This window comes from Massilia sp. CT11-108, from assembly GCF_047302915.1.
Taxonomy (GTDB): Bacteria; Pseudomonadota; Gammaproteobacteria; order Burkholderiales; family Burkholderiaceae_D; genus Telluria; species Telluria orientalis.
Genome location: NZ_JBKYMO010001010.1, coordinates 1 through 950 on the forward strand (window position 1 = coordinate 1; position 950 = coordinate 950).

General features: G+C 69.5%; 1 protein-coding gene and 1 pseudogene. One reads left to right on the forward strand and one right to left on the reverse strand.

All coding sequences use genetic code 11. The annotated features are described in order from the left end of the window. Positions 1 to 358, forward strand: a pseudogene (locus tag ACEN88_RS32765) (malonate decarboxylase subunit epsilon); the annotation flags it as partial. Here ACEN88_RS32765 and ACEN88_RS32770 read toward each other — a convergent pair. Continuing rightward, positions 352 to 711 (reverse strand): alpha/beta fold hydrolase, encoded by a 360-nt coding sequence (locus tag ACEN88_RS32770; RefSeq protein ID WP_413346445.1) that lies wholly within the window; start codon positions 709 to 711, stop codon positions 352 to 354. The pseudogene ACEN88_RS32765 and the gene ACEN88_RS32770 sit on opposite strands and share 7 nt — an antisense overlap. Positions 712 to 950 lie beyond the last annotated feature (239 nt).

Sequence of the window (950 nt, forward strand, 5' to 3'; positions counted from 1 at the left end):
GCCGGTGCCGTCCCACTCGCCGCTGCTGGACGACCAGGCGCGCACGCTCGCCTGCGCGTGCGACCAGGTGCCGCGCAAGCGCCCGCGCATCACGTACGTCAGCAGCAGCGCGGCCCGTGCGCTGTTCGACGCCGACCGCATCATGGCGGACCTCGCCGCGAACATGGCGCGCCCCGTGCTGTGGGCCGACACGCTGCGCCATGCGTGGGAACGGGGCGCCCGCACGGCGCTGGAAATGCCCAGCGGCTCCGTGCTGACGCGGCTCGCGCTGGAAGCCGACTTCGGCGCGGGCATCGCCCTGTGCGCGGACGGCAACCGGCTCGATACGCTGGTGCAGGTCGCGCGCGAGAATCAGTAGCCGGCGCGGTCCAGCGCCTCGTTGACGGCGTCGACGACGGCTTGCGGCTTGTCGGCCTGGATAATGTGCGACGCACCGGCGACAACGTGCAGGCTCGAACGCGTGGACAGCGCCGCGACCTCCTTCTGGATCGCGAGGTTTTCCGCCTCCGTCGCCTCGTTCAGGGCACTCTGCGGCTTGCCCGGCACGGCGTACGGGCTCACGCCGCGCACGAGCACGACGAGCGGCAGGTCGCCGATGTCGACCATCTGGTGCGGACGGGCGAACTCGCGATCGGCGTCGTTCATGGCGGCGGAGACCGCGCCGGTCGATACGCTGGCCAGCATGAGGGAAAGCAGGACGGAGCGCGGCATGGAATCTCCGGAAAAGTGGGAAACCGCCATCCTGGCGTGTGGCGCCGGCGCGAAAACTCACCAATCTTCACACCGCAAGATTTGACACATCCGGGGGGCGCGCGGAGGTTACACTGACGCCGAAAGAACCGACTGGAGACGACATGACGGCAGCCCTCCCGAGATCACCCGCCTGGTCCGCCCGCTACCTGCTGTTCATTGCGGGCATGGGCGGCCTGTTGTACGGTATCGACGTCGGC

Excerpts from the sequence above, each read along its gene's own strand:
- ACEN88_RS32770 (WP_413346445.1), bottom strand. The coding sequence starts at position 711 with ATGCCGCGCTCCGTCCTGCTTTCCCTCATGCTGGCCAGCGTATCGACC.